Here is a 21,374-nt window from a genome sequence, read left to right as displayed (position 1 = left end):
GCAGTCCTGTCTGGAACGCATCTCGGAAAAAGTGAAAAGGTTTCGAACAAGTCGGCTTTCGGAGCAAAATTAAAGGGCGCAAATCTGATCCAGACCTGCGCTCTATCATCACGTTGTCCACTTCGTCGATTTGCACAGCGATTTTAGTGGCGAGCAACAATACTCTGAGTTTTCGCCGCCTGCTGCCGGCTCATCTGTTCAAGCAAGGCTCGCAACTGGTTTTCATCCACAGCATCTGCAGCCATGACAGCGCGGATTATGGGATCCGAGAGTAGTTCCTGAGCGGTTGGCTCCGGGTAGCAGTCGAATCTATTGCACATATGAATTCTCTCCCTTCATACTCTCTCTCAGGATTGACCCTTGATCCAGTTCACTGGGCTGGTGTTTGGTTAGGCCCGTCATCGGGCGTGAAAAACACATCGGCATGCATGTCCTCAACACGTAATCCGCGCGCCAAGGCGAGCTGAATGGCAGCGTCAACCATTCCCGGCGGGCCGGCGAAATAGGCCTTCCACCCATCAAGGTCCATCAGGTCGTCGGCAACCGCCTTTGTCACAAAACCACAGCGGTACTGTGTCGCTTCTGCCTCGGATAACACCACCACAAAGGTAAGATTGGCATACTGTTCGGCCAAGGACTGAAAATGCTCGACGAGGTAGAGATCACACTCGCTGCGTGCTCCGAAATAAACATGGATCGGCTGCTTCATGCCGTGAGCAAGGGCGGTCTCAACGATCGACTTGATCGGCGCAAGGCCGGAACCGCCAGCGATGCACAGCATCGGGCCGGAATGATTTTGGCGCAGATAGGAGGAACCAAGGGGAAATTCGAGTTCAACTTTGTCACCGGACTTCAGCGCGCCGTGTATGTGTTCGGACGTAATACCTCCTGCGACGCGGCGAACGTGAAATTCCAGACTGCCCTCACCTACACGGTTGGCCATGGAATAGCTGCGCATCGGAGTTCCGGTAAATCTGATCTGGGCATATTGTCCGGCGGTAAACGGCAAAGACGAGCCATCTGCAAGCGCAATTCGTATCAGTTTGATGTCGTGCGTGAGGTCATATAGTCCGATCACGACCGCATCAAGACGCCGCGGAGCCTCCACGGCCTTTTCGTCGCTGACAAGCCACGCGACAGCGACATCCGTTTGCGGCAATGCGCAGCACGCGAGGATCAAGCCGTCGGATTTCTCCTCCTCAGTCAGTGCAAAGCGCGAGTGCTGAAGCAATTGAACCTCACCCTCGATCAGGCGCGATTTGCATGAACCGCAGCGACCGGATCGGCAGCCATGAGGATAGGAAATACTGGCAGCGAGTGCAGCTTCGAGGATTGTTTGTCCGTTCGAGACTTCCAGTCGGGTCCGTGTCTGTCGTATATCAACGTTTCTTCTGGTCATCCGGCTTTCCTTACAGTCCATCATTCAATCCGAGGGCCTTGAGCAAACCTGGCTTCTGCCGCACGAATGTTCCGTAGAAAATTTCGGAACCGACAATCGTGATCGGAGCCACCCGAACCCCTGTGCGCGCTTTGGCTTCCTCGGCAATCTCCGGCTCACTTAGGTCGCGCTCCTCATAGGAAAGCCCCTGCTCGGAGAGCCAGCGCTTAAGGGCATGACAGTCCGGACAAGTCGGGGTTGTGTAAATGAGAATGTGTGGCGTACTGGTGTGCGTCATATCTGGGCCTTTCACTCGGTGGACGTGCTTGCGTTCCCAGTCCGGCCGACAATCGACTGGCGTTCTGAGCGGAATTTTTGTCAGCCTGCAGCTTCCAACACTTGTAAGGTCAAGACCGTTTTTTTGCGCAGGGACGTGACCCGATCACGAACAGTGCGAAGGCTCCGGCCCTCACATGCAAGAGCAGCATCGTTTGATCGATCGCTTCTTCTCTTTCCCGGAATATTGGCGAAACAACGCGCGAGATTGGCCGCCAAACGAGGTTGCAGCTGCCACCAATACTCTCCTTGGGAAAATAACTCTCAGGGCCTTGACCTTTCCACCGTTGGAAACAGCAAGGTCGTCAAATGACCGTCGTCATGTCCCGCTGGCAGACGCTGCGGCCCTATGAAGGAGAACGAGAATGAGTAATAGAGCCGCCGCCCTGTTCCTGGCCGGCGCCGTCATCGTTGGTGGTACCTTTTATGCGGTCTATCGAGACGATATCGAGCCATATACCCAAAGATTCCTCTCGCTTGTTTCATCCGCAGCCGCACAGCCCGCTCAAATGCCTGCTCCCCAAGTACCGGTTGCCGAGGTCGTCACACGCAATGTTGCCCCATCCGTAGAGTTTACCGGTCATACCGAGGCCACAAGGACAGTTGACCTGCGTCCACGTGTAGGTGGGGCCATAGTTAGCGTCAGCGTTCCTGAAGGCGGCCTTGTTCGACCCGGCGATCTTCTGTTCCAGATCGATGCAAGGCCGTTCCAGGTCGCATTGGATGCAGCCAAAGCTCAATTGCAGCAGGCTATTGCTTTGCTTGATCAGGCTGAGATCGATTTCAAACGCGCTGAAGCGCTGGCTCCGAATGGGACTGTATCGCGTAAGACCTTTGATGATGCGAGGGCTGCACTTAGGCAGCGCAAGGCTCAGGTGGAGATCGTCAAGGCTGCCATTGCAGCTGCAGAACTCGATCTGTCTTTCACGCGTGTCACAGCACCGATTGCCGGTCGCGTTGATCGCGTTCTTGTCACAGAAGGCAATCTCGTTACCGGCGGCAATGCGGGGGCTGCCACGCTTCTCACCACGATTGTTTCGACCGATCCACTCTATGTTTATTTCGATATCGATGAAGCAACCTATCTGGAATTCGCAGCTCGTGGACGCGCATCCGTGACGGAGGGCGAAGCAGACAGGCTTTCGGTTAAGGTCGGCTTGATGACCGATAATGGCCACCCGCTTGTCGGCGAACTCGATTTTCTCGGCAACCGCATCGACCGGGGCACAGGCACGATCAGAGCCCGTGCAATCGTTCAGAATTACGACGACAGGCTGGCTCCTGGCCTTTTCGTCCGAGTGAAGCTCGTGACTGCCGAACCGACCCAAACCGTACTCATTGATGAGCAGGCGATTGCCGTCGACCAGGGGCGACGCTATGTGCTGGTACTCGGAGCGGAGAATAAGGCAGAGTACCGCCCGATTGAACTGGGACCGATGATCGACGGAATGCGCGTTATTTCTGCGGGACTCAAGTCCGGTGAAAAAATCATCATCAAGGGGCTCGTTCGCCCCGGAATGGAAGTCGATCCGCAGATAGTGCCGATGCTCTCCAACCAGCAGGGCGAAGCTGCCCAGGCTGCAGCAGATGTTCGGGAGGCGCATCGATGAACATCCCGCGCTTTTTCGTAGATCGCCCGATCTTTGCGGTTGTCCTCTCTGTCCTGATGTTGATTGGTGGAGGACTCACACTCCTGAAGCTGCCCTTGAGTGAGTATCCGCAGGTAACTCCTCCAACGGTGCAGGTTACGGCGAACTATCCGGGTGCCAGCCCTGAAGTGATCGCCGAAACGGTCGCCGCGCCGCTGGAGCAGGTCATTAATGGCGTGGAGAATATGCTCTATATGAGCTCGCAGGCTGCCACCGATGGACGTATGACGTTGACCGTGACGTTCCAGCAGGGCACGGATCCTGACATGGCGCAAATTCAGGTGCAGAATCGTGTCTCACGCGCGCTTCCGCGTCTGCCGCAGGAGGTTCAGCGCATCGGCGTGGTGACGCAAAAGACTTCGCCCGATATTCTGATGGTGGTTCATCTCGTATCACCCGATGATCGCTATGATCCGCTCTATCTGTCGAATTTCGCCACCTTGCAGGTACGCGACCAGCTTGCGCGTATCTCGGGTGTAGGCGACGTGCTTGTCTGGGGGGCTGGTGAATACTCCATGCGGGTCTGGCTTGATCCGGCGAAAGTGGCCGCCCGCGGTCTGACCGCTTCGGACGTCGTGGCAGCAATTCAGGAGCAGAATGCCCAGGTAGCCGCAGGCTCGGTAGGCCAACAACCAGATGCCTCGGCTGCACTTCAGGTTACGGTCAATACACTCGGCAGGTTATCCAATGAGGAACAGTTCGGCGATATCGTCGTCAAGACCGGCGCTGATGGTCAGGTTACCCGGTTGCGGGACGTTTCACGAATCGAACTAGGGGCTGACGGCTATGCTCTGCGCAGTCTTCTCGATGGAAAACCGGCACTGGCGATGCAGATCGTCCAGAGCCCCGGCGCCAACGCACTCGATGTAGCCAGTGCCATTCGCGGCACCATGGAAGAACTGCAGAAGGGGTTTCCCGAAGGGATCGAATATCGCATTGCCTATGATCCCACAGTCTTCGTGAAAGCCTCCCTTGAGGCTGTCGTGATGACATTGCTTGAAGCCATTGTCCTGGTCGTAATCGTTGTCGTGCTCTTCCTTCAGACTTGGCGTGCTTCGATCATTCCTTTGGTCGCCGTGCCGATATCGTTGGTCGGCACATTCGCCCTCATGTATATGTTCGGTTTCTCGCTGAACACGCTATCTCTGTTCGGCTTGGTGCTGTCCATCGGAATTGTGGTCGATGACGCTATCGTCGTCGTCGAAAATGTCGAGCGTCACATCGCGCTCGGCGAAACGCCCAAGCAAGCTGCTCGCAAGGCTATGGACGAAGTGACGGGACCAATCATTGCCATTACGTCTGTGCTCTCGGCGGTCTTCATCCCGTCCGCATTTCTGTCCGGCCTGCAAGGTGAGTTCTATCGCCAGTTCGCCCTCACAATCGCAATTTCGACCATCCTGTCGGCAATCAATTCCCTCACACTTTCTCCCGCACTTGCAGGCGTGCTCTTGAAGCCGCATCACGGCGACGTGAAACGTGATCTCCTGACACGGGTGATCGACGGTTTGTTCGGCTGGTTCTTCAGGCTCTTCAACCGGTTCTTCGACAGTGCATCAACTGCCTATGTCTGGTCGGTGCGACGGGCCTTGAGGTTGAGCGCGTTCGTCCTGTTCGTCTATGCTGGCCTGCTCGGCATGACATGGATGGGGTTCCAGACTGTACCCAGCGGATTTGTTCCGGCTCAAGACAAATATTATCTCGTTGGTATTGCGCAGCTGCCGACGGGAGCGTCGCTCGACAGAACCGAGGCGGTGGTTAAGAAAATGTCGGAGATCGCACTTGCCGAACCCGGCGTGGAAAGTGTGGTCGCTTTCCCGGGGCTTTCGGTCAATGGCATGGTCAATATCCCGAACGCTGCTGTCATGTTCACGATGCTCAAGCCCTTTGACGAACGTAACGATCCCTCCTTGTCCGCCTTTGCCATAGCAGGCCGCTTGATGGGCAAGTTCAGCCAGATACCTGATGGTTTTGCCGGTATATTTCCGCCACCGCCGGTTCCTGGCCTCGGTACGACTGGAGGTTTCAAAATCCAGATCGAAGACAGGGCCAGCCTTGGGCTTGAAGCGCTTGCCGAGGCGCAAGGGGCAATCATGGCCAAGGCGATGCAGGCACCGGAACTCGCGGGCATGCTTGCAAGCTTCCAGATGAATGCGCCGCAGGTTCAGGTGGATATCGACAGGGTGAAAGCCAAATCGCAAGGTGTGCCCCTCAACACAATTTTTGAAACGCTGCAGGTGAACCTTGGTTCTCTCTATGTGAATGATTTCAATCGTTTTGGCAGGACTTATCGGGTGGTTGTCCAAGCAGATGCGCCTTTCCGGATGCACCCGGAAGATATTGGCCGACTGAAGGTGCGCAACATGGCTGGTGAAATGATTCCGTTGTCGGCGCTTTTGACGATCCAGCATAGTTCGGGACCGGATCGCGTCATGCATTACAACAGCTTCCCATCGGCCGATATCAGCGGCGGTCCGGCGCCCGGCTATTCGTTCGGACAGGCAACAGCCGCAATAGAACGCATAATGACAGAAACCCTGCCATCCGGCATGGCCTTCGAATGGACCGAGCTCGCTTATCAGGAGAAGCAGGCCGGAAACACGGCAATGTATATTTTCCCACTTTCCGTTCTACTCGCTTTTCTCATTCTGGCTGCCCAGTATAATAGCTGGTCGTTACCGCTCGCTGTATTGCTGATCGCGCCGATGGCTCTGCTTTCGGCAATTGTCGGGGTCTGGCTTACCGGTGGCGACAACAACATTTTTACTCAGATCGGTTTCGTCGTTCTGGTTGGCCTTGCTGCCAAGAATGCGATCCTGATCGTCGAGTTCGCGCGAGCAAAGGAAAATGAGGGCGTCGATCCGTTAAATGCCGTGCTAGAGGCGGCACGGCTTCGACTTCGACCCATACTGATGACTTCGCTCGCCTTCATTGCCGGTGTCGTACCACTTGTGATCGCAACAGGAGCGGGTGCCGAAATGCGGCATGTCATGGGCATAGCCGTGTTTTCCGGTATGCTCGGCGTCACGTTGTTCGGGCTGCTCCTGACGCCGATATTCTACGTCGTGGTGCGAAAAATCGCATTGCGTCGAGATAAAAATGTTGCAGGATCGGCACAAGAACAGAAACCATGATAATAAGCCGAAGCACCCTGACATACGGGAATGCGGAAGAAAACCTGGACTATCAAGAAGATGGTTCATGTATTCATACGAAGACAATATCCGAGCAAAAACACATTAAACGGCCAATTCCAAGAATACGGCGTCGGCTTGATCTGCGTGCAGAGTTTGCTCCCCGAGCACTGAATACTCAAATGTTCAGAGGGGGCCGTTGTTGAACAGTTTAAAAGAAGAAGGCGGTGCCATAACAGCAAAGAGGCAAGAGCCGGAACTCCAACGGATTCCGGCTAGTGCTTCGTTCTCTCTTTGCCAGACGGTCATCATGCCTTATGGGGCGATTGCTCGTAGCGATCGTGGCGGCGTACCCAGTCCATTCCGCCGACCTCGTTACGGCCCTTCGGAGCGAGATCGAGCATATTGTAAGTGCCCATCATTGCCTCGACACCGCGTCCATAAGTGGAGTAGGTGCGGAAGACCTCGCCTGCATTGTCCTTGTAGAAGGCGCTGACGCCCGGCCATTCTTCACCGTTTTCCTTCCATTCGCCGAAGTTATAGTCAATTTTTCCGCTGGCGACCTCATCGGGTGAGAAGCTCACCCGAAAATCATAGTTGAAGTCAGTGTCAAACGACGACACCCATTTGAACTCCCAGCCCATACGTTTGCGGTAACGTTCAATGTCGGCAAGCGGCGCGCGGGAGACGGCGATCATGGTAACGTCGTGATGCGCAAGGTGCTTGTTCATACCGTCGGTGTGGTCAGCCATGAAGGAGCAGCTGGGACAGCCTTCCTTCCATCCCGGCGCAAACATGAAATGCTGCACCAAGAGTTGAGACCTACCGTCGAAGAGATCGGACAGCGTGCGTGTGCCCTCCGGCGTGTCGAAGACATATTCCTTGTCGATGCGCACCCACGGCAAGGCGAGCCGCTGCTGGGCAACCTTGTCGCGAAGATGTGTCAGCTCCTTCTCCGCTTTCAGGAAATCCCGGCGAGCGGTCAGCCAGTCATCGTGTGAAACAACAGCGTGTTGCATTGTGAGTCTCCTATGGTTTGGTATTGGGGAGTTGGAAACAGGCGGCAAAAAGCTTCATCCACGGCGATAGGTGAAAGAGGCTCATCAACACGTACATCACGGCCATACTGTTGACGGCGGCGAAGGTCGATGCGCCAGAACACATCATTATGTCCTGCGAGCCGGATGCAGAAATCCACGCCATCAGCGCGAATGTCGGGGTGGCGGCGAGCCCAATCCAACCGGACGCTTTGCTCGTCAGTCTGGACGGCGAACCGACCTTTCCTGTTACGGTGCGCATTGGCATTTCCGCTTCTCCCATCGAATTGCCGTTTCCAGCGGTTGCGATACAATGAAGCTAGCTCGGATGGAGGTGCGCGTGAGAGTTACAAGTGTGACGGGATTTCAATGGACCCACTGATCGCCGCCGCTGCAAACGCTCTCTCGGCAGGCGATCCCCTCGCCGCGCTGAAAAGGGTTGCATTACGTGATGACCCGCCAGCGCTGGCGTTGCGCGGCATCGCAATGGCGCAACTCGGAGACTTTGTGCGCGCTAGGGGGCTTCTGCGAAGCGCTGCGCGTAATTTCGGTCCGAAAGAACTTGTAGCCCGTGCGCGTTGCGCCGTTGCCGAAGCCGAAATCGCACTTGTTTCGCGTGATCTCGGCCGGTCATTGCAAAGGCTCAATGCAGCCCGGTCGGCACTTCAAGCGTTCGGTGACCGCAGCAACGCGGCCCACGCCGGCTATCTCGAAGCCCGGCACCTTCTCCTGATCGGCCGTCTTGATGAAGCCGAAGCATTGCTCAGTCAGTTGGATGACAGCGCTCTGCCTCGCGCGTCGCTGGCCGGTCGGGAACTGGTGGCGGCTGGCATAGCCATCCGCCGCATCAGGACCGAACTGGCGAAAGCAGCTCTGGAACGGGCAAGACAGGCGGCGACAGACGCACGTATTCCGGCGCTCTCGACCGAGGTCGACCGGGCAGAACAAGCATTCGGCGCGCCAGCAACTCGCTTGGTAGCCTGTGGCAAAGAGCGCTTGCTCCATCTCGAAGACATCGAAAGGCTTTTGGCCTCCGATACACTCATAGTGGATACCTGCCGCAATGTAGTGCGTGGAGGGACAACAATAGTTCCACTCATCACTCGTCCGGTGCTGCTTAAACTCATGCGCGCTCTGGCGGAAGCTTGGCCGAAGGATGTAGCACGTGAGACGCTTCTCAAACGGGCTTTCAACGCGCGGCAAGCTGATGTGTCACACCGCGCGCGCCTGCGTGTTGAAGTTGCCCGGCTGCGTGAGGCCGTCAAACCGCTGGCGACACTGAATGCAACCAGGGACGGGTTTGTTCTGCAACCTCACACCACGCGCAATGTCGCCGTGCTGGTGCCGCACGTAGAAGGCGACCATGCCCAAATCCTAGCTTTGCTCAGCGATGGGGAAGCCTGGTCGAGTTCGGCATTGGCGCTCGCCTTGAACGTGAGCCCACGTACGGTGCAGCGAGCACTCGAAGAGCTTGCTCGCGACAGCAAGGTCGAGACATTCGGACGCGGAAGAGCATGCCGCTGGATCGCGGCGAGTGTGCCTGGATTCCCGACAAGCTTGTTGCTCCCCACCACGCAGATTTACAGTTAGGATGAAGACATGAAACACTCAACCGCTGAAATCATCCGTGAATATGGCCCCTTCCCCGATGCAGATGACGTGGCCGGGGTCAGCTTCGACGGCAATAAAGTTTGGTTTGCAACGGGCAAGAAACTGAATGCTCTTGACCCCGAAAGCGGAGAGATCCTGCGCTCGCTCGACGTCGCGGCCGATGCGGGAACCGCGTTCGACGGCGAGCACTTGTTCCAGATCGGTGATTCCATCATCCGAAAGATCGACCCCAAGACCGGAGAGATAGTCGCCACAATACCGGCTCCCGGAAATGGCGGAAACTCCGGCCTGGCCTGGGCAGAGGGTTCGCTCTGGGTCGGACAGCATCGCGCTCGAAAGATACATCAGGTGAACCCCGAGACAGGAGAAGTACTGCGCACGATCGAATCCGATCGGTTCGTCACCGGCGTCACTTGGGTCGACGGCGAACTTTGGCACGGCACGTGGGAAGACATCGGCAGTGATATTCGCCGCATCGATCAGAAAACGGGGGCCGTGCTTGAACGTTTGGACATGCCGGACGGAACCGGAGTATCGGGGCTTGAATCCGATGGCGGCGACCTCTTTTTCTGCGGAGGTGGAAGCAGCGGAAAGGTAAGAGCTATTCGTCGGCCCCGACATGGCATCAAATGAGCGCATCGTAGCGGAAGCGCCGGTATGGGCGGAGTGCTGTTCGGGGCGCTACTACATCCGACAGCTGGACATAATGAGCGAAAGCCTTCGCCATATGCGTTCATTGTAAACAAAAAGGGTCAATACGATCAGACTAATTGCAACAAGGTTGGTGCATGACGAATGGGCATCCAGACAGGGAAGCCGATGGCCCACGACAAGCCTGAAGCCCATCGCTTCATGTTTGGGCGATTTGAAAGCATCCATAAGCTTCGTAGACCAGCTAACACTGGGAGGCGCATCGCCGCTTGTCATACCAGAAGCCGCCCTCGCCTTTTCGTGAGCTGACAATCCTGTCGAAGTCTGCCTGTCACCAATTTGATTTCATCTACAGTTTCCTTAACTACTGACCCACACATTGAAGTGCGAACACATAGATTCCTTCATAAGAGATTTTCTTTTTATGTTGTATAACAATGTCTTATGGATATTCTTCTTACTCTCTGACCTTGCCCCGTTGAAATAATCCATTTTGAAGTAAGCTCTGGCCCATTGAGAGGACCAGAGAATGAAGCGCAACCGTTTCACAGACGAACAGATCATTGGCATCCTGAAGGAGCACGAGGCGGGCACGCCTGTCTCGGAGCTTTGCCGCAAACACGGTGTCAGCGATGCGAGCATCTATAAATGGAAGGCCAAGTTCGGCGGGATGGACGTGTCTGAGGCTAAGCGGCTGAAGACGCTGGAGGACGAGAACACGAAACTGAAGCGGCTTCTGGCGGATGCGATGCTCGACAACGCCGCGTTGAAAGACCTTTTGGGAAAGAAGTGGTGACGCCCGCAGCCCAGCGGAACGCTATCGCGCATCTGATGAACCAACATCGGATGAGCGAACGGCGGGCGTGTAAAGCTATCGGTGTTTGCCGGATGACAGTTCGTTACGAAAGCAGCCGCATCGACGACCATGACCTTCGCGAGCGAATGAAGGCGTTGGCGCATGAACGCCGCCGCTTTGGCTACCGACGCATTCATGTCCTACTCAGACGCGAGGGGCACCTTGTGAACCACAAGAGGCTCTTCCGGCTCTATCGGGAGGAAAAGCTGATGGTGCGCAAGCGCGGCGGTCGCAAGCGAGCGATCGGCACACGAGCACCGATGCTGGTTCCGATGACGGCCAATGATCGTTGGTCACTGGACTTCGTGTCGGATCAACTCACCGATGGACGCAGGTTCCGGATTCTGACGGTCGTCGACGATTGCACCAGGGAATGCCTGGCACTCGTCGCCGATACATCGCTTTCCGGTCTGCGCGTTGCCCGCGAGCTTGACCGGATCATCGAGGAGCGCGGCAAACCGAAAATGATCGTCAGTGACAACGGCAGCGAGTTCACCAGCAACGCGATCCTGCAATGGACGGACAAGACTAAGGTGGATTGGCACTACATTGCGCCTGGCAAACCCATTCAGAACGCTTTCATCGAAAGCTTCAATGGACGGCTGCGAGACGAGTTCTTGAATGAAACCCTCTTCTCGTCACTGACCCATGCTCGATCAGCGCTTTCAAACTGGCGCGGCGATTACAACGATCACCGTCCACATTCTGGCCTCGGCTGGCTGACACCTGCCGAGTTCGCTCAGACCATCAACCCGCGACGTGATGCGGTGCTGCGCAGCCGAAATGGCTCCGCACCGCAACCCGCCGCTACCGCCCCAAATACAGCAACCCAAAACCGCTGGAGCGAACTCAAAACTGGATAAAACTTGGGGGCAAGGTCATCTCAAACACAATTGGCATCATCATTTGACATTAGTCAGATCGTATGTTTGTCGTGTTGATCGAAAGATTTTTCTGTGCAACTCAGTCACAACAGAGACAGTAGGAAACGAGTATGACATCGGGCGCTCAAACACCGTCTGCGCATGCCATCCCGGCCGAGTTCGATGACGCCATCATCTGGGCGGCATGGCTCTATTACGAGAACCAGCTGACCCAGAACGAAATTGCACAGATGATTGGCGTTTCACGCGCAACCATAGTTAACTATCTGCAGGAAGCGCGACAAAGAGGCGTTGTGCGCATTCTGATGAATCCTGAAATCGCGACACGCACGCATATCGCACGTAAATTGGCTGCGCGGTTTGGATTGTCGGAAGTGCTCGTCATTCCATCGGAAAAATCATTCACGACAGAAACGCGTCTGAAAACGCTGGGCGCAGGTGGTGCACGTTTGATGGAACGCATAGTCAAGCCAGGCCAAACCATCTGTGTTTCATGGGGACGCACAGTACTCGCCGTCGCCGACGCTATTTCATTGCCGCAAGCCATGGAAGGGGTGGTCGTAGTGCAGGTCACTGGTTCCTCCATCGGCAAAAGAGAGTTTTCCGCAGAGCTTTGCACATCGATCATGGCGCGAAACATGGGAGCGACCAGCGTCAATATGCTGGCTCCGGCAGTACTGAGCACGGCCAAGCTACGGGATGCCCTTATGAGCGAACCCGTACTCCAACGACAGTTCGAACTGATCGGCCAGGCCAATATAATTGTGTTCGGTGTCGGCGGCCTGGCCGCCGACAGCACGATGCGCATCGCCGATGTGACCAGTAATGAAGAGATTGATGCTTATGCTCGTGAGGGGGCCGCAGCGGTTCTGATATGCCGCTTTCTTGATCGCGACGGTAACCAAATCGTCCGCGAATTCGACCAGCGCGTTATCGGCATCGAACTGGATGAACTGCGTGGTGTGCCAACGAGGCTCTGCGTTGCGGGTGGAGTCCAGAAGGTCGAAGCGATCCGCGCTGTTCTAAAGGGTGGTTACGCCACGCATCTGGTTACTGATATGGACGCCGCCGAACAGCTTCTTGCCGATTAGAGGGCGAGCCGATTTTCGACCGGCCCACCATCCGTCAGTTTATTGATGAACAGGCACTGTGTTCATGAACGCAAGCGTATCATCGAACGAACGGATACCCGCATCTGAACCGAGTCCCGTCGCGACCAGCGCTGCGGACGCCTGAGCGAAATTCAAAGCAGTTTTCAAGTCCATCTTGCGACGCAATGCTGTAATGAATCCGGCGTCAAAAGCATCACCGCATCCGGTCGTGTCAACAACCTCAATCCGGAAAGCAGGTTGACGCACGATTTCTCCCGATGCGTCCATGAAACAGACACCGTCGCCACCCAGCGTGAACACGCAATGCTTCACACCGCGTTCGAGGAAGAATGCTCCCGCGCCTTCGGCATCCGCTGCCCCCGAAATCTGCTTCGCTTCCTCGATGGACGGCATGAAGTAATCGATATGTGGGAAGAGTGGAGCGATAAGGTCAAGCGTGCCATCATTCGCGCCAAGCAGATCAAAGGTTGTCGTCCTTCCGCGCGCCTTTGCTTCGGCAAGCAACTTACGGCTCGGTTCGCCGTCGAGATTTGCCAGCAGGCCGGTGCCTCCCAGGTGAATGATCGGTGGTTCCAGCACTGCATCCAGCGCATCGTCGGCGATCTCGAAATGATCGGATGCACCACGTGCATGCAAAGCCGGGCGCTCGCCGTTGCGGCGGATATTCAGAATCGTCGATGATGTTGGCACGCCTCTAAGACGCTGCATCTGTGCCGTATCGACCCCAAAACGTTGTAGCGTCGCGATAACAAAATCGGCCTTCTCATCGTCGCCAACTGCACCCACAGCCAGACAGTTGAGACCGAGTTTGGCTAGGTCCACCACCGTACCGCCGGCGGTGCCTGCAACGGTCAACCGGATTTCATCTATAAACTCAACATTTCCGCCTGGCGGAATTGCATCGACCGGCCGACCGAGCACATCAAGAATATAAAGCCCGACGACCGACACATCGTGTGACATGAAAAACCTCCCAGAAAATGCACAAGACCGCATCAAGAGCGCTTAAGCCAAAGCGCGATTATTTTGGTTTCAGCCGCGATCACGCAAAGCAAAGATTGTGCCAGCAAGCAGAATGAAAATACCTACGATAGCGAGCTGCAGCGTGCTTGGAATGCCAACAAAAATCAGCACATTACTGACAATCGTGATGAGAAGCACGCCGAGTAACGTCCCCATCACTGAGCCTGAACCGCCCGTGATACGCGCTCCGCCCAGCACAACGGCGGCGATAATTTCAAGCTCCATACCTGCAAGGTCAAAAGGATTTGCAAGACGATTACTCGAAACGTGCACGACGCCCGCAATGCCGGCCAGAAGGCCCGCATAAGCAAAGACGAAAATACGCACACGGAAAAGGTTGACACCCAGTCTTTCGGCAATGCCCGGATTGCCGCCAACCGCAAAAATCGCGCGTCCCATCAGTGTCCGCTCAAGAATGAACCACGTCACGAGGGCAGCAGCCACAAGAACCAGAACCGTCGCCGGTAGAACGGAGACTACACCATTCGATGCATGATGGGTGAAGAGTGATGCCTTGCCAAATGCATCCATCGCCACCGGAATATTCATGAACAGCGCGGTCCCGACAAAGGTCAGCAGAAAGCTGCGGATCACGTATTGCGTGCCGATGGTGACGATAAGCGAAGGCGCCTGCAGCTTCTGGACCAGCAAGCCGTTCAGCGCACCGAAAGCAGCCCCCCCAATTGCCGCAAGGATCAGAATGATCGTCATCGGCATTTCGGGGAACCAGTTCGTAACCAGCATGGTAAGAGCGTACATCACAAAGGCTGCAATTGCGGTGAACGAGACGTCAATCCCGCCCGAAGCCAGCACGACCAGCACGCCCATCGCAAACAGTCCGCGCACGACGGAAGCGCGTAGAATATCCACGATATTGCTCATTTGCAGGAAATCAGGATTGGCTGCGATCACGACGACGCAGGTTACGATAATCAAAAGAAGCGTGAACATTTCAGGTCTACGGCCCATCATATCCCAGAGCCGCGCACCAATACCGGGCTGACCTTTGTCCGTAACGTTGGCTGATACGATCTCGGTCATTGTGCCACCTCCTTCGACGTGCTGGCCATGGATTGGTAGATGGCATCTTCGGTCAGGTCTTCGGCAGCATGTACTGCAACAATACGGCCCTGACGCATGATGAGAATGCGGTCACAGTTCTGCAGAAGCTCCGGCAGGTCGTCGCTGATGATGATGACGCCCATGCCATCATCGGCTAGGCGCTGGATGATGCGGAAGATCGTATCTTTCGAACCGACATCAACCCCGACTGTTGGCCCATGCAAAATTAACAGTTGCGGGTTAATGGTCAGCCAGCGACCGATCAAAACGCGCTGTTGATTGCCCCCCGATAAAGACTGTACCGGTATGGTGACATCCGGCGCTACAATCTGAAGATCCGCGACACTTTCCTCCGCAACACGGCGTGCGCGACGATCACTGATGATGCCTAGTGCACTGCGCAGCCGATCGAGGATCGGCAAGGTGATATTATCCTGTATGGGCTTTTCGAGGAAAAGGCCTTCCGTCAGCCGATCTTCCGGCACATAACCGATGCCATATTCAATGGCCTGTGCCGTCGATTGTGGTGCGATTTCGCGCCCGTTCAAGCGTACCTTACCATTCGTTGCCGGTTTGACGGCAGCAAGTGCAAGTGCAAGCTCGTTACGACCAGAATCCAGCAGTCCCGTGACACCGAGTATCTCGCCTTTTCTGAGACTGAATGAGACATCCTGAAAGGCTTCACCGTCGCCAAGCTTTTCAACTTCGAGCATGACTTCGCCCAGCTTGGGCTCGGTGCGATAGCGCGTTTGGCTAATTTCGCGACCCGTCATCCAATGACTGAATTCCGCTTTGCTATGCCCAGCGACGTCAAGTTCGGCCACTTTCAATCCGTCGCGCATGATAATTGCACGTCCGCCAAGCAATTTGCATTCATCAAGCTTGTGCGTGACGAACAACACCGCGACACCCTTGTTGCGAAGGCGTTCTACCACGTGCAACAGATTTTCAACTTCCTGACGCGTCAGCGATGTCGTAGGCTCGTCCATGATAACGAGACGCGCTTCGGACGCAACGGCGCGTGCAATGGCAATCAGCTGGCGGGTCGCCAGCGGTAGCGTGTCGGTTCGGCGCGAAAGAAACGCCTTGTCGGTTGGTAGGTGCACTTCGGCAAGCGCCCGTCGCGCTGTTTCATTCAGAAGGGAAACGTTCAATCGGCGAGCAAGGCGCCCAGAGGCTTCAACAAGCTGTTCGGTAAAGGCCACGTTTTCCGCAACGGAAAGATTTGGAAGCAGCGACAGGTCCTGATAGACGGTTTCGATCCCGGCGCGAAGGGCTCCTATGGCGCCGAGATCGCCAGCACGCGAGCCTATAACCTCACCATCAATCAGTATTTGCCCCTCATCGGCAGGTTGCGCACCCGAGAGGATTTTGATCAGCGTGCTCTTACCGCAACCGTTCTCTCCCATCAGATGGTAGATTTGTCCGGCTTCGATCGTCAGACTGACGTCTTTCAGTGCCTTCACGCCGCCAAAGGATTTCTTGACGTTTCTGACCTCAAGAAACGGTGGTACAGGATGTGTCGTGGCATTGACGGCGTGCATGGCAAATTCCTGAAATTATCGAATATTCTTTCCAGGACCGCCGTAGTGTGGTCGGCCCCGGAAGTCAGCTTTGGTGCGTTATTATTCGATCAGAACGGGAAGTCCTTGTAGTTGGATTTGTCCGCATCGACCCAGGCCTGCCCCTGGATGATGATGCCCTTGCCCGGTCCCTTGATGACAGTCATTTTCTCGTAACCCGGTACACCAAGGTCGATACCATCCTTGATCTCCTCGCCCTTCAGAACGAGATCGGAGACCTTGTTCATGACATAGCCAGCGTCTTTCGGATCCCAGAAGAAGATCTGGTCGACGGCGCCGCTTTCCAGATATGGGCCGGTATCTTTTGGCAGACCGAGACCGTACACACATGTCTTGTCTTGAAGACCGGCCTCCTCGACAGCGCGGCCAATCCCGATCACATCGATGGCAGAGGATCCCTGAAAGCCCTTGATATCCGGATATTTGCGGAGAATCTCCTTGGCTTTTTCATAGGCGCGGTTGGCATCGTTGAACGACTCGTTCTTTTCCGCCACCAGCTCCATGTCCGGATATTGCTTGGCGTTTTCTGCACCAGCATCAACCCACTGATTGTGAGTCAGGCTGCCCAGTGATCCAACGAAAGAAGTCCACTTACCGGACTTACCCATGCATTCAGCAAGCTTTTCGTTGATGCGTGCGCCGAAAGCCTTGTTGTCGAAGGCTTCGATATCGACGTCCGTATTGACCAGACTATCGCCTTCATGGGTGATGACCTTGATACCACGCTGCGAAGCGCGACGCAGTACACCTTCAAGCGCTGATGGGTCCATAGGCACGATCGCAATCGCTGAGACGTTCTTGGCGACGAGATCTTCGATAATACGGGTCTGCTGGGCGGCATCCGCTTTTGCGGGTCCGACCTGGCTGGTGCTCACGTTGGGATTATCTTTGCCATAAGCATCAACCCCTTCGTTCATACGGGTAAACCAGTTTTCGCCGGTAACCTTGACCACTGTCACTATGGTGGGCTTGTCTTGGGCAAATGCCGCCCCTGCTACGACTGTACTGGCAAGCATTGTGCCAGCTATTATTTTGGAAAACATGCTCATATGACTCCTCCATGAATATAAGCAGATTGTTTCTTTAGGTGTTTGCCAGCGTCCTTCATCTCGAAGTTGCCGGCTTTGTTTCTATTGTCGTTTTGGTCGTAACCAGTAACCCAAGTGCACGCGTGCCGATGCGAGCAACGCGAGAAGCAGAACACCCCAAGCGAGGTCGCGGAAGAAATTCGAAATGTTCATGAAGTTAAACAGGCTTGAGAGAATCTGCAGCGCGGTTGCAGCCAGCAACACACAGATCACCTTGCCATATCCACCTTCCGGCTTGACGCCGCCAAGAACGGCGATGAGGATAGCAATCAGCACATAAGACCCACCGTAATCCCACTTTACGGACGAGTTGCGTGCCGCGATGATAATTCCCGCAACGGACGCGAGCAGGCCGCACAGCGTATAGGTGATGAGGAGCATGCGTTTCTCATTGATACCACCGTAGCGCGCCGCCTTGGCGTTGCTTCCGAGCAGCATGAGTTTCACGCCAAAAGGCGTATATTTCAGCAGAAATGAAAGCGCCGCAGCGATAACCAGAAATAGCGCGAAACACATGGGAATGCCAAGAATGGGCATGTTGCCGAAATTATCCATCGGCTCGATGTAACCCATGCTGACGGCTGAACCGTTAGTGAGATAGACGGCTATGCCGGTAAAAAGAAGCTGTGTCCCAAGCGTAGCGATCAACGGAGTCAGGCGTGCATAGGCTATTACAACCCCATTGATAATGCCGCCAACCAGCCCGACAACGAGCGCTAAACCAGCGAATACCCATGAAAACAGCAAAGGCGCATCAGCAGCCGGAATGTAATGGCGTGTCAGTAAGAACGCGATAATGCCAGCGAGATTTGCTAGCGCTATGCCGGACAGATCGATCCCGCCATTGCCGGAAATCATCGCCAGCATAACCCCCAGCGCAAGAAGTCCCAACTCCGGAACCTGTGAAGCCATCGACTGCAGATTATAACTGTCCATGAAATTGGAGCCGGCCAGAAAGCCGCCCGCTGCCAGAACAGCAACATTGATCAACGCCAGAAATAGCGTCTGTCGATCCAGGCTATTCGATGACACGTCCATCCTCCCGCTATCGAAGCACCTCTTTGATCATCAAACCCTGCCGCCTCCAGACAGTCTTATGACTTGAAGATCAAACTCACTTTTGACATTTGTCAGTCACTTTTGTCTCTTGTCAATATGTTTCCCCCATTCAACGAGATCCTCTAAAAATGGAGCTGCAGGCTGAAACAGCCGAGCACATAGCAACACGCTCTGTCGAAGCCTAACAAGCGCGCAGAACTGCGCTAACAAATTGAATAGAAACGATCATTCATGCCTCCCAGTCCTTAGCCCGGTTATCAAAGGCCAGCGTTTCTCCCCTTCTTTTTACTTTCATACCGCATGGGTTGACATTTGTCGATCATTTATCGAATATTGTCAAAATGGCGACGGCGCTAACTGTTGCCAACGGAGGAACTGCATTGGAATTTCTGCTGGAAGTAGAAGGACTCAAGAAGTCCTTTGGTGGCGTTGCCGCCTTGCGGGATGGACGGCTGAAGTTGCGAGCTGGCTCAGTTCACGCACTGTGCGGCGGAAACGGCGCAGGCAAATCCACTTTCCTGAAGATATTGATGGGGATTTATACCCGCGACGACGGTCACATCCGGCGACGTGGAAAAGACGTTGTTTATTCCAGTCCCGCTGAAGCGCTTCAGGCCGGGATCGCCATTATCGAGCAGGAATTAAGTCCGGTTCCGCATATGACCGTCGCTGAGAATATCTATCTCGGTCGCGAGCCGCTCCGTCGCTTCGGCGGAATCGACTTCAAGACGATGAACCGAAATGCTCAGAAACTTCTAGATCAGCTCGAATTCAAGATCCGTGCCAACCAGTTCATGATGAACCTGTCTGTTGCCCAGATTCAGCTCGTCGAGATCGCCAAGGCGCTCAGCCACGATGCCGAAGTCATTTTTATGGACGAGCCGACTTCGGCCATCGGCGAAAAAGAAGCGCAACATCTCTTTGCCGCGATAGAGCGCCTGAAAGCGAGCGGAAAAGGTATCGTCTATGTCTCGCATCGCCTGTCGGAAATTTTCCAGATCGCCGATACCTATACTGTGTTTCGTGACGGCAGCTATATAGATAGCGGCAATCTCGATGGCATTACCCGTGCCGAATTGATCCGTATGATCGTCGGACGGGAGCTGGGCGACGAATATATCAAGACCAATGCACCAACTGAAATACCAGGCATTGAGGTCTCCGGCCTTAGCGCGCCCGGCAAGATAACCGACATCTCCTTTACAGCACATAAGGGCGAGATTTTCGGCATTTACGGATTGATGGGGTCTGGCCGATCAGAAATATTCAACTGTCTTTTCGGGCTGGATAAAGCCTCCCAGGGTGCAATCAGACTTGAGAGTAAACCCGTCACCGTCCGGCGACCCTCCGATGCCATGGCTTTGGGATTGGCCTTTGTGACAGAAGATCGCAAGCTGACCGGCCTTAACCTTGATGACAGCGTTCGCAACAATATTTGCCTTGCCAGTCTTCCCGAGATGAGCCCGCATTTTGCAATGAACCAGCGTGAGGAAACATCCGCCAGCAGAGACATGATCGAACGTTTCAGGATCAAGGTCGCGCGCGATACGATGCCCGTTTCCGGCCTTTCGGGAGGCAATCAGCAGAAGGTCGTGCTGGGAAAATGGTTCCTGAGAAAACCACGCGTTCTGCTGCTTGATGAACCCACACGCGGCGTTGATGTCGGCGCAAAACAGGAAATTTATCGCATCATCTGTGAATTTGCCGCTGAAGGCGGGACCGTCATCATGGTCTCTTCCGAGATTGATGAAGTTCTTGGCATGTCCGATCGCATCATGGTCATGCGCAGTGGACAGTCGGCAGGCATTTTTCGCAGGGAGGAAACGGACGCGCAGTCGCTGGTGCATCTTTCGACATGAAAGCCACCCCAAAAGCACCGTGTTTCGTTCTAGAGAGGTAGAACAGTGTCCACCACAGAAAACAATTCATCGACGAGCTGGTTTGGCTCCGAACGTCGCAGACTGGTCATCCAGGAATATGGCATATTCATCGCCTTTCTGCTCCTGGTTACGATCCTCTCATTCTCCAACCAGTATTTCCTGACAGCAGGCAATATCTCCAACGTCCTGCTACAGACCTCGATCAACGGCATTCTCGCCATTGGCATGACCTTCGTCATTCTGACGCGTGGCATTGACCTCTCCGTTGGCTCGGTGGTGGCATTGGCCGGTATTGTCAGCGCCAGCTTTGCAACCACGTCGGCGACTGCAGGTGTTGCAGGCGCTCCCTATTCGCCATTCATAGCCATTCCCGTTGGCCTCTTGGTGGGCGTTGGCTGCGGCGCGCTCGTCGGCACGATTGTCTCGCGCTTCGCGGTTCCAGCCTTTGTCGCGACATTGGGCATGCTTTCCGCTGCGCGCGGCCTGACGCTCATCTATGGCGGTGGCAAGCCGGTGCCTGCTCTCATCCCGGATTTCCGCTGGATCGGAACCGGAAACATACTGGGTATTCCGGTTCCGGTTATTTTGCTCGCCGTCGTCTTTCTGGCATCGTGGTGGATCCTCAACCGTTCACGGTTCGGGCGCTATATCTATGCTGTCGGCGGCAATCCCCATGCTGCCAATACATCGGGCATCAATATTTCCCGGGTGCGTTTTTCGGTCTACGTCATCTCCGGCGGCCTTGCAGGTCTTGCAGGCATGATCCTGTCAGCTCGCACCGGCTCCGCCCTCCCGCAGGCCGGTATCAGCTATGAACTCGACGCCATCGCGGCGGTCGTCATTGGCGGCACCAGCTTGTCCGGCGGCGTCGGCCGCATCACCGGAACGCTCATCGGCGCACTCATCATTGGTGTCATGAACAATGGCCTCGATCTGATGGGCATCCAGTCCTACTACCAGCAGGTTCTGAAAGGCGCCTTGATCGTCGGCGCAGTCATGCTTGACCAGAAGCGCAACCAAAATGCGTAATCTAC

The 21,374-nt window shown here is 55.2% G+C and carries 17 protein-coding genes; 8 read left to right on the top strand and 9 right to left on the bottom strand.

Going from position 1 to position 21,374, the window contains the following annotated elements; translation table 11 throughout:
- Positions 1-370 precede the first annotated feature (370 nt).
- The gene (locus ABDF71_RS21500) at positions 371-1,399 is read right to left on the bottom strand and encodes a 2Fe-2S iron-sulfur cluster-binding protein (RefSeq protein WP_258124861.1); all 1,029 of its coding nucleotides are present in this window, start codon (positions 1,397-1,399) and stop codon (positions 371-373) included.
- A 10-nt stretch (positions 1,400-1,409) separates the two neighbouring features.
- Positions 1,410-1,676, bottom strand: coding sequence for a glutaredoxin family protein (locus ABDF71_RS21495; protein ID WP_010659232.1), 267 nt, complete (start codon positions 1,674-1,676; stop codon positions 1,410-1,412).
- 403 nt (positions 1,677-2,079) lie between these two features.
- Between ABDF71_RS21495 and ABDF71_RS21490 the strand changes: the two genes are divergently transcribed.
- On the top strand, positions 2,080-3,324 hold the full coding sequence (locus tag ABDF71_RS21490) for an efflux RND transporter periplasmic adaptor subunit (RefSeq protein ID WP_036588542.1): 1,245 nt from the start codon (positions 2,080-2,082) through the stop codon (positions 3,322-3,324).
- Positions 3,321-6,494: an efflux RND transporter permease subunit gene (locus ABDF71_RS21485; protein WP_036588545.1), complete on the top strand. Its 3,174-nt coding sequence runs from the start codon at positions 3,321-3,323 to the stop codon at positions 6,492-6,494. Before ABDF71_RS21490 ends, ABDF71_RS21485 begins: the two co-directional genes overlap by 4 nt.
- Positions 6,495-6,802: 308 nt before the next feature.
- On the opposite strand, the gene ABDF71_RS21480 is transcribed toward ABDF71_RS21485, so the two are convergent.
- Both ABDF71_RS21480 and ABDF71_RS21475 read right to left on the bottom strand, forming a co-directional pair.
- On the bottom strand, positions 6,803-7,513 hold the full coding sequence (locus tag ABDF71_RS21480) for a DUF899 domain-containing protein (RefSeq protein ID WP_029926520.1): 711 nt from the start codon (positions 7,511-7,513) through the stop codon (positions 6,803-6,805).
- A 10-nt stretch (positions 7,514-7,523) separates the two neighbouring features.
- Positions 7,524-7,793, bottom strand: coding sequence for a hypothetical protein (locus ABDF71_RS21475; protein WP_308669818.1), 270 nt, complete (start codon positions 7,791-7,793; stop codon positions 7,524-7,526).
- 107 nt (positions 7,794-7,900) lie between these two features.
- On the opposite strand from ABDF71_RS21475, the gene ABDF71_RS21470 reads away from it, so the two are divergent.
- The 4 genes from ABDF71_RS21470 to ABDF71_RS21455 all read left to right on the top strand — a co-directional run bounded on the left by ABDF71_RS21470 (position 7,901) and on the right by ABDF71_RS21455 (position 12,624).
- A complete protein-coding gene (locus ABDF71_RS21470) occupies positions 7,901-9,121 on the top strand; it encodes an HTH domain-containing protein (RefSeq protein ID WP_258124862.1) in 1,221 nt (406 codons plus the stop codon).
- A 9-nt stretch (positions 9,122-9,130) separates the two neighbouring features.
- A complete protein-coding gene (locus ABDF71_RS21465) occupies positions 9,131-9,775 on the top strand; it encodes an NHL repeat-containing protein (protein WP_029926514.1) in 645 nt (214 codons plus the stop codon).
- Between the two features lie 547 nt (positions 9,776-10,322).
- A protein-coding gene (locus ABDF71_RS21460) for an IS3 family transposase (RefSeq protein WP_086000502.1) occupies positions 10,323-11,512 on the top strand; the annotation gives its coding sequence in 2 pieces (ribosomal slippage) (positions 10,323-10,572 and positions 10,572-11,512; 1,191 coding nt in all).
- Positions 11,513-11,643: 131 nt separating this feature from the next.
- The gene (locus ABDF71_RS21455) at positions 11,644-12,624 is read left to right on the top strand and encodes a sugar-binding transcriptional regulator (protein ID WP_010659239.1); all 981 of its coding nucleotides are present in this window, start codon (positions 11,644-11,646) and stop codon (positions 12,622-12,624) included.
- A gap of 39 nt (positions 12,625-12,663) precedes the next feature.
- Here ABDF71_RS21455 and ABDF71_RS21450 read toward each other — a convergent pair whose 3' ends face one another.
- From ABDF71_RS21450 to ABDF71_RS21430, 5 genes are all read right to left on the bottom strand, one after another.
- Positions 12,664-13,608 carry a carbohydrate kinase family protein gene (locus tag ABDF71_RS21450; protein WP_258125144.1) on the bottom strand — a complete coding sequence of 315 codons (945 nt, stop codon included), beginning with the start codon at positions 13,606-13,608 and terminating at the stop codon, positions 12,664-12,666.
- Between the two features lie 69 nt (positions 13,609-13,677).
- Positions 13,678-14,709: an ABC transporter permease gene (locus tag ABDF71_RS21445; protein ID WP_029926510.1), complete on the bottom strand. Its 1,032-nt coding sequence runs from the start codon at positions 14,707-14,709 to the stop codon at positions 13,678-13,680.
- Entirely contained in the window at positions 14,706-16,274 is a 1,569-nt protein-coding gene (locus ABDF71_RS21440; RefSeq protein ID WP_029926507.1) for a sugar ABC transporter ATP-binding protein, read from the bottom strand. The genes ABDF71_RS21445 and ABDF71_RS21440 overlap by 4 nt, the downstream gene beginning before the upstream one ends.
- Before the next feature lie 89 nt (positions 16,275-16,363).
- Positions 16,364-17,362 carry an autoinducer 2 ABC transporter substrate-binding protein gene (locus ABDF71_RS21435; RefSeq protein ID WP_151664705.1) on the bottom strand — a complete coding sequence of 333 codons (999 nt, stop codon included), beginning with the start codon at positions 17,360-17,362 and terminating at the stop codon, positions 16,364-16,366.
- Positions 17,363-17,443: 81 nt separating this feature from the next.
- Positions 17,444-18,433 carry an ABC transporter permease gene (locus tag ABDF71_RS21430; protein WP_373418766.1) on the bottom strand — a complete coding sequence of 330 codons (990 nt, stop codon included), beginning with the start codon at positions 18,431-18,433 and terminating at the stop codon, positions 17,444-17,446.
- A 407-nt stretch (positions 18,434-18,840) separates the two neighbouring features.
- Here ABDF71_RS21430 and ABDF71_RS21425 point away from each other — a divergent pair, with 407 nt between their 5' ends.
- Positions 18,841-20,319: a sugar ABC transporter ATP-binding protein gene (locus ABDF71_RS21425; RefSeq protein ID WP_258125142.1), complete on the top strand. Its 1,479-nt coding sequence runs from the start codon at positions 18,841-18,843 to the stop codon at positions 20,317-20,319.
- 45 nt (positions 20,320-20,364) lie between these two features.
- Complete coding sequence (locus tag ABDF71_RS21420; protein ID WP_010659246.1) at positions 20,365-21,369, top strand: ABC transporter permease; 1,005 nt, start codon at positions 20,365-20,367, stop codon at positions 21,367-21,369.
- Positions 21,370-21,374 lie beyond the last annotated feature (5 nt).

Source organism: Ochrobactrum sp. WV_118_8 (assembly GCF_039631535.1).
Lineage (GTDB): Bacteria > Pseudomonadota > Alphaproteobacteria > Rhizobiales > Rhizobiaceae > Brucella > Brucella anthropi.
This window is presented reverse-complemented; position numbering and strand designations above follow the sequence as displayed.

Coding starts and splice junctions, on each gene's coding strand:
- ABDF71_RS21470 (WP_258124862.1), top strand. CDS start 7,901: ATGGACCCACTGATCGCCGCCGCTGCAAACGCTCTCTCGGCAGGCGAT.
- ABDF71_RS21435 (WP_151664705.1), bottom strand. CDS start 17,362: ATGAGCATGTTTTCCAAAATAATAGCTGGCACAATGCTTGCCAGTACA.
- ABDF71_RS21490 (WP_036588542.1), top strand. CDS start 2,080: ATGAGTAATAGAGCCGCCGCCCTGTTCCTGGCCGGCGCCGTCATCGTT.
- ABDF71_RS21450 (WP_258125144.1), bottom strand. CDS start 13,608: ATGTCACACGATGTGTCGGTCGTCGGGCTTTATATTCTTGATGTGCTC.
- ABDF71_RS21445 (WP_029926510.1), bottom strand. CDS start 14,709: ATGACCGAGATCGTATCAGCCAACGTTACGGACAAAGGTCAGCCCGGT.
- ABDF71_RS21455 (WP_010659239.1), top strand. CDS start 11,644: ATGACATCGGGCGCTCAAACACCGTCTGCGCATGCCATCCCGGCCGAG.
- ABDF71_RS21495 (WP_010659232.1), bottom strand. CDS start 1,676: ATGACGCACACCAGTACGCCACACATTCTCATTTACACAACCCCGACT.
- ABDF71_RS21485 (WP_036588545.1), top strand. CDS start 3,321: ATGAACATCCCGCGCTTTTTCGTAGATCGCCCGATCTTTGCGGTTGTC.
- ABDF71_RS21500 (WP_258124861.1), bottom strand. CDS start 1,399: ATGACCAGAAGAAACGTTGATATACGACAGACACGGACCCGACTGGAA.
- ABDF71_RS21465 (WP_029926514.1), top strand. CDS start 9,131: ATGAAACACTCAACCGCTGAAATCATCCGTGAATATGGCCCCTTCCCC.
- ABDF71_RS21480 (WP_029926520.1), bottom strand. CDS start 7,513: ATGCAACACGCTGTTGTTTCACACGATGACTGGCTGACCGCTCGCCGG.
- ABDF71_RS21475 (WP_308669818.1), bottom strand. CDS start 7,793: ATGCGCACCGTAACAGGAAAGGTCGGTTCGCCGTCCAGACTGACGAGC.
- ABDF71_RS21440 (WP_029926507.1), bottom strand. CDS start 16,274: ATGCACGCCGTCAATGCCACGACACATCCTGTACCACCGTTTCTTGAG.